Source organism: Thiocystis violacea, assembly GCF_016583575.1.
Taxonomy (GTDB): domain Bacteria; phylum Pseudomonadota; class Gammaproteobacteria; order Chromatiales; family Chromatiaceae; genus Thiocystis; species Thiocystis violacea.
Window position 1 is genome coordinate 1 of sequence record NZ_NRRG01000114.1, and the last position, 5,485, is coordinate 5,485.

A 5,485-nucleotide genomic window follows, 5' to 3' on the forward strand; every position below is an offset into this window, starting at 1 on the left:
GCTGCCCGGATAGCACGTAGTTGTTCCAACACGAGGTTTTCAACATTTTCAGTCATGGCTGTTTGTCGTCATCTGGAAAAACACAATTAAGTATAGCATCACGCAGGCATCAGCCAAGGATAGGGGCAAAGCGAAACCCATCGAACCCCGCGCCGGCGTTTCAGGATCGCGCCCGACAAAAAACGCCCCCGGTTTCCCGAGGGCTTTGTAGGGTGGGTAGAGCGCAGCGAAACCCACCGAACCCCGTGCCAAGTCATCAGGATGGCACAACAAAAAACGCCCCCGGTTTCCCGAGGGCGTTTAAAGGTCAGGCGTTGGAGCTGTGAACGATGGGTTTCGCTATCGCTCTACCCATCCTACCCCGCTAAAGAAATTTCACCAGTGCCACAATGGAAATGACAGCGGCCATTATCATGGCGCCCATTTTGATGATCAAACGATATTCGAGTTCACGCAAGCGCATATCCAAATGATCTTTCGTCACCAAGGAATCTTCAATGATTCGCCGATGTTCAGAGGCAAACACTTCGGCTTGTTCTTGCGTAAAACCCACGGATTGCAGTTTTTTGACAAATTCATGGGTGTCAAAACTGATCGTCGTCATGATATCGACTCCATCAAGATGCAACGCCGTTCAATATAGCATTCCCGCGCGGAAACAACATACCCCGGCTGGCGTAGGGTGGGTAGAGCGCAGCGAAACCCACCGATCCCAAGCGCCAACCCATAAGGATTGCACAACAAAAAACGCCCCCGGTTTCCCGAGGGCGTTCAAAGGTCAGGCGTTATCGCTGGGAACGATGGGTTTCGCTATCGCTCTACCCATCCTACCTCGCTACGCGGCTTCACGGCGATGATGGGTCAGATCTCCCTCGCCATTGAGCAACCCCGCAATCGAAATATCTTCATTCAGCGCGTCCCAATGAATACCGCGGGGACTGAGGTCAAAGTCATTGCGTTGTTCAGGAGTCGCCGCAAGCAAGCGAGGAAACCATGCCAGCGGAACACCAAGCGTGCGCCCGTCATGCAATTCAACCCATAGATTGTTCTCATCGGCTCGGGCAGATTTAGGTGAAGTATTCATGCCAATTTCTCTTTAATTGCGCTTGATGGCTTGCCACGAATTCAGCGATACGCCTCAACGTCGGAGCATCGAAACCGTCATTTCTCGCGAGTTGTACTTGAGGTTCCAGCCAGAACTTCGCTTCAGCGCCGGACTTTCTGATGTGAATATGAGCAGGCTCGCGTGGATTACCCTCGTTTGCATAGAAGAAAAACTTGAATCCGTCCAAATGTAAAACGACTGGCATCAAGCAATCTCATGCGAAAGATCGAGAAATGACGATACGAGGTGGACCATGGCGGTCAATCTCAAGCCATCGGTGAAAGAGGATGAGTAAAGTATAGCCGCGTTAGCTGGGTAGCGCATAAATTCGATGGGTTTCGTGACCAGCCGGCATCCGTGCCAATCATCGGCGTCATACCGTGGTCACTCTACCCATCCTTGTATCTTGAGTTCCGTGATGGTTAGCTCCCATCACGCGAGACGGCGGCAGCTTGAACCCATCCTGAAGGCGTTGACCTTGCAAGGTAGATGAAGCCCGTCGTCTCATCTTTCACGCCAGCACTGACACTGAACGGTATCCAAGGGGCGAACCCTGCAGGCACAAGGCCAGTGGGCGTGATGGTTCCATCGTCGGAGGGTTGACACATGATGTCTCTCGGCATTGATGTCTCGAAAGCGAAACTGCATCTGTGTCTGCTGCGCGAGGCGGACGGCAAGCAGAAAACCAAGGTCATCGAGAACACCCGTGCGGGCCTGGCCCCCGAGCGTGATCATGCCGCCACAGGCTCCTGCAAAATCTCCAGCACGCGGCGCAATGTCCTCGCCTCGAAGTCCGTGCCGACCTCCAGGCGTACGCCGTTGGCCAGCACCAGGGTCAACGCCGAACCCGCCACCGGGGCCATGGGCGCCTCGTGCACCTCCTCGACCGGCAGCAACCGAACCGGCTCGGCAACGTTTCGGAGTGCTCCCGGCCCGCGGGGATCAGCGCCCTGACGCAGTCGCTCGCGCCAACGATGAAAGCTCGTCACCGAGATGGCGTGCCGGGCGCCATACTGCGCCTGGGTCAGGCCGCTCTCCGGAAAGCCCTCTACAATGTCCCGCCACTGCTCGCGGGTGCGCCGTTGATCTGTCATGCTGAACCTCCTGTCAATGGGGAAAAGAAGTTCATCTTGCAGATCCGACAGCGGGCGGGATAGATGTAATTGGCCGGACGCTTACGGCGATCCAGCGAGCGCCTGCTCGCCAACCGCGCGAATGACGATGCCTATCTGGCACGCGATCGCTATTATGCTGAGAGCCTGGCGGATCTGGAACGACTGCGCGCCCTAGTGCGCACGCTGGAACACGCCGAGCCGACCCTGCGGGCTTCAACCCGGCGTCAGGCGATGCGCTGGTGGACAGGTGTCTTCGTCGTGCTGGGCTTGTTCGCCTTGAGTGCGGTGCTTGCACTGACCTGGCTGTTGCTTGGCTGCCCCTGGAACGCGGCTTAAAACCCCCACTGTGCTCTGGAAAAAGCAAGCTAGCCAGGTAGATACCGTCTTGCGCGTCAAGCTGCTTTCGTATAATCGGCTTGGTACGGTGTCCGGTTTTTGAGGACACCAAAACACAGATGAACGAGTTTGCGCATCGCCGCACCGAGGGCGGCCATCTTGGATTTGCCCCGCGCCAGCAGGCGTTCGTACAGGGTTTTGACCGGCGGGTTGTAGCGGATCGCGACAATCGCCGCCATGTAGAGCACGGCGCGCACCCTGGCGGGGCCGGCCTTCGACAGGCGCGGGCGACCATGCACGGAGGTGCCGGATTGGCGTTCGATCGGCACGACACCCAGGTAAGCGGCGGCTTGTTCGGCGCGTTGAAAGTCATGTTCGCGCAGGACGACGAGGAGCTGAGCCCCGACCTTATGCCCCACGGCGGGAATGCTGGTGAGCAGTTGCCGATCGGCCTTCAGGTCCGGATGGCGATCCAGATGGCCGTCGATCTCGCGTTGCCGTGTGGCGAGTGCCTGCTCCAGGAAGGCAATACTGTCATCCAGGGAGGTCAGGACCAGCGCCGGCGTCGTGGTCATCGCCGCGGTGTCGCGGCGATTGCGTTCGCGGCGCAGATCCTCGGCGAGTGCTTGCTGGCGCAGCAGGAGCGCCCGCAGTTCACGGACGGCCGGCGGCGGGGGCACCCAGGCCGGCGGGTTCACCAGGTGACCGAAGCGCGCCAGCGTGAAGGCATCGACGCCATCGGTCTTGGTGCGCACCGCCAAACCCCGTGCAAACTCCTTGATTTGCAAGGGATTGACGACGGAAACCCGGATACCGGCGGCGTGTAACGCTTCGGTGACGGCTTCGTGATACATGCCCGTCGCCTCCAGGATCACCTGCACCTGCGAACGTTCCACGCCCTGGCGAGTCAGCCAATCCAGCCGCGTCGCCAGACCCAGGTCTATCTGGGCGCTGGGGCGACCGACATGCACAAACAGATCGACGGGCTGGCGGCGCTGGTGGTCGATGTCCTTGAGGGCGATCCGTTCTCGAGCCAGGTCTTCGTTTTCTGCAATCGCGCCCGCGACAAGCTCAAGATCCTGGTGTGGCACCACAACGGCTTCTGGCTGTGGTACCGACGCCTAGAGCGCGAGCGCTTCTGGTGGCCGTCGGCACCCAGCGAGGGGCCGGTGAAGCTGTCGGCGCGCGAGCTCCATTGGTTGCTAGAGGGTCTGGATCCGACCCGCGTCAAGGCCCACAAGCGGGCCGATTTCGACCTGGTCTAGCGTCAATAAGCATCGGATTTTAGAGGGGAATCCGGTATCATGGCGGCTATGTCCAGCCCCGCTCAGAGCCTACCCGAAGCGCCCGCCGAACGGCGTGCGATCATCGCCCAGTTGACGGAACAATTGGCGGACGCTGAGCGTGAGCGCCAGGCCCAACAACACCACATCGAGCCGCTACTCGAGACCATCGAGCTACTCAAACGCCAGCGCTTCGGACGCAGCGCCGATCAGGTTCCGGACAGCCAACGGCGTCTGTTCGACGAAACCGAGCTCGAAGCGCTGACGCTGAACTCGAGGCCGAGCGGCCTCCGGTCTCGACGCCGGACACGACCAAGGACGTCACCCCGCCCCCGAAGCGCAAACCCGTCCGTCGCCCTCTACCGAGTCATCTGCCCCGCGTCGAACGTCTGCTCGATCTCTCCGAGGACGAGAAGGCGGCGATGGGCGAGGACTGGACCTTCATCGGTTACGACACCTCCGAGCCGCTCGCCATCCTGCCGCGCCAGACCTACGTCATCGTCTACCAGCGTGCCAAGTATGTTCCTCGCAACGCCGAGGTCGTCGGCGCCGAGGTCGGGGTCAGGATCGCCCCGCGTCCCGAGCAGATCATCCCCAAGTCGATCGCCCACAGCTCACTGCTGGCAAGCCTTGTCACCGCCAAGTTCGTCGATGCCCTGCCACTGTATCGACAGGAGAAGATCTTCGCGCGCGACGGCATCCCCCTCAAGCGCCAGACCATGGCCGGGCGGCTGATCCAGCTCAACGCCCCGCTCGCCCCGCTCGCCGCCGCGCTCAAGGCCCTGCTGCGCCAAGGCCCGGTGGTGCACGTCGACGAAACGCCACGGCAGGTGCTCGGCGAGCCCGGACGCGAGAACGACCAAACCTCCTACATGTGGGTGTTCTGCGGCGGGGCGCCCGGACAGCCGGTGCGTTGGTTCGAATAGGCGGCCAGCCGCGCGGCGACGGTGCCCAAGGGGGGGCTGCTTGACGCCCCGAGCGAGGGGTCTGGAGCCGATCCGCCACCGACCTTCTATCTGCCGTCCGATGGCTACAGCGCCTACGGCGTCGTGGCGAGCGCCCCCGAGGTGATCGGCCATGCCGGTTGTTGGACCCACGTGCGGCGCAAATTCGTCGAGGCGGCCAGCGGGCGCAACACGTGCGCCGCTCAGCAGATGCTCGCCTATATCGGTCAGCTCTATGGCGTCGAGCGGCGCCTGCGCGAAGCCGAACCCGCCGCGCGTCACGCCGCTCGCCTGCAGCACAGCCGCCCCATCCTCGACGCCATCAACGTCTGGCTCGACAAGACCGTCACCCGCACCCCGCCCAAGGGCCTGCTCGGCAAGGCGATCCACTACGCGCTCGGCCAGTGGCCGATCCTGACGACCTTCCTTGAGGACGGACGCCTCGAGATCGACAACAACACCGCCGAGAACGCCATCCGCCCCTTCGTCATCGGACGAAAAAACTGGCTCTTCGCCGGCAGCCCCAGGGGCGCCGAGACCAGCGCCTTGCTCTACAGTCTGATCGAGACGGCCAAAGCCAACGGCCTGGAGCCCTGGGCCTACCTCAACCACCTCTTCGAGCACCTGCCAGCGGCCAAGACCCCAGAGGCCATCGCGGCTCTCCTGCCGCACAACCTGAAAATGGACGACATCAAGCCGGTT

At 61.4% G+C, this 5,485-nt stretch carries 8 protein-coding genes and 1 pseudogene; 4 read left to right on the forward strand and 5 right to left on the reverse strand.

Translation table 11 applies throughout. From position 1 onward, the window contains the following. Nucleotides 1–364 precede the first annotated feature (364 nt). From CKO27_RS23420 to tnpA, 4 genes are all read right to left on the reverse strand, one after another. Nucleotides 365–604: a CCDC90 family protein gene (locus tag CKO27_RS23420; RefSeq protein ID WP_200377324.1), complete on the reverse strand. Its 240-nt coding sequence runs from the start codon at nt 602–604 to the stop codon at nt 365–367. Between the two features lie 231 nt (nt 605–835). Further along, complete coding sequence (locus CKO27_RS23425; protein WP_200377325.1) at nt 836–1,084, reverse strand: DUF2442 domain-containing protein; 249 nt, start codon at nt 1,082–1,084, stop codon at nt 836–838. Continuing rightward, nucleotides 1,068–1,310 carry a DUF4160 domain-containing protein gene (locus CKO27_RS23430; protein ID WP_200377326.1) on the reverse strand — a complete coding sequence of 81 codons (243 nt, stop codon included), beginning with the start codon at nt 1,308–1,310 and terminating at the stop codon, nt 1,068–1,070. Before CKO27_RS23430 ends, CKO27_RS23425 begins: the two co-directional genes overlap by 17 nt. Before the next feature lie 526 nt (nt 1,311–1,836). Beyond that, on the reverse strand, nt 1,837–2,199 hold the full coding sequence (gene tnpA / locus CKO27_RS23435; RefSeq protein ID WP_200377327.1) for an IS66 family insertion sequence element accessory protein TnpA: 363 nt from the start codon (nt 2,197–2,199) through the stop codon (nt 1,837–1,839). 69 nt (nt 2,200–2,268) lie between these two features. On the opposite strand from tnpA, the gene CKO27_RS23440 reads away from it, so the two are divergent. Then, on the forward strand, nt 2,269–2,556 hold the full coding sequence (locus CKO27_RS23440) for a hypothetical protein (RefSeq protein WP_200377328.1): 288 nt from the start codon (nt 2,269–2,271) through the stop codon (nt 2,554–2,556). Between the two features lie 56 nt (nt 2,557–2,612). On the opposite strand, the gene CKO27_RS23445 is transcribed toward CKO27_RS23440, so the two are convergent. Beyond that, nucleotides 2,613–3,452 carry an IS110 family RNA-guided transposase gene (locus CKO27_RS23445; protein WP_338116180.1) on the reverse strand — a complete coding sequence of 280 codons (840 nt, stop codon included), beginning with the start codon at nt 3,450–3,452 and terminating at the stop codon, nt 2,613–2,615. On the opposite strand from CKO27_RS23445, the gene tnpB reads away from it, so the two are divergent. The 3 genes and pseudogenes from tnpB to CKO27_RS24810 form a co-directional block, all read left to right on the forward strand. Beyond that, nucleotides 3,402–3,821, forward strand: a complete 420-nt coding sequence (tnpB, locus tag CKO27_RS23450) for an IS66 family insertion sequence element accessory protein TnpB (RefSeq protein WP_338116181.1) — start codon at nt 3,402–3,404, stop codon at nt 3,819–3,821. The genes CKO27_RS23445 and tnpB overlap by 51 nt on opposite strands. Before the next feature lie 440 nt (nt 3,822–4,261). Then, nucleotides 4,262–5,347: pseudogene (gene tnpC, locus CKO27_RS23455) on the forward strand (IS66 family transposase); the annotation flags it as partial. After that, nucleotides 5,330–5,485: transposase domain-containing protein (locus tag CKO27_RS24810; protein ID WP_242471101.1), on the forward strand; the 156-nt coding region annotated here is incomplete at its 3' end. The pseudogene tnpC and the gene CKO27_RS24810, both read left to right, overlap by 18 nt.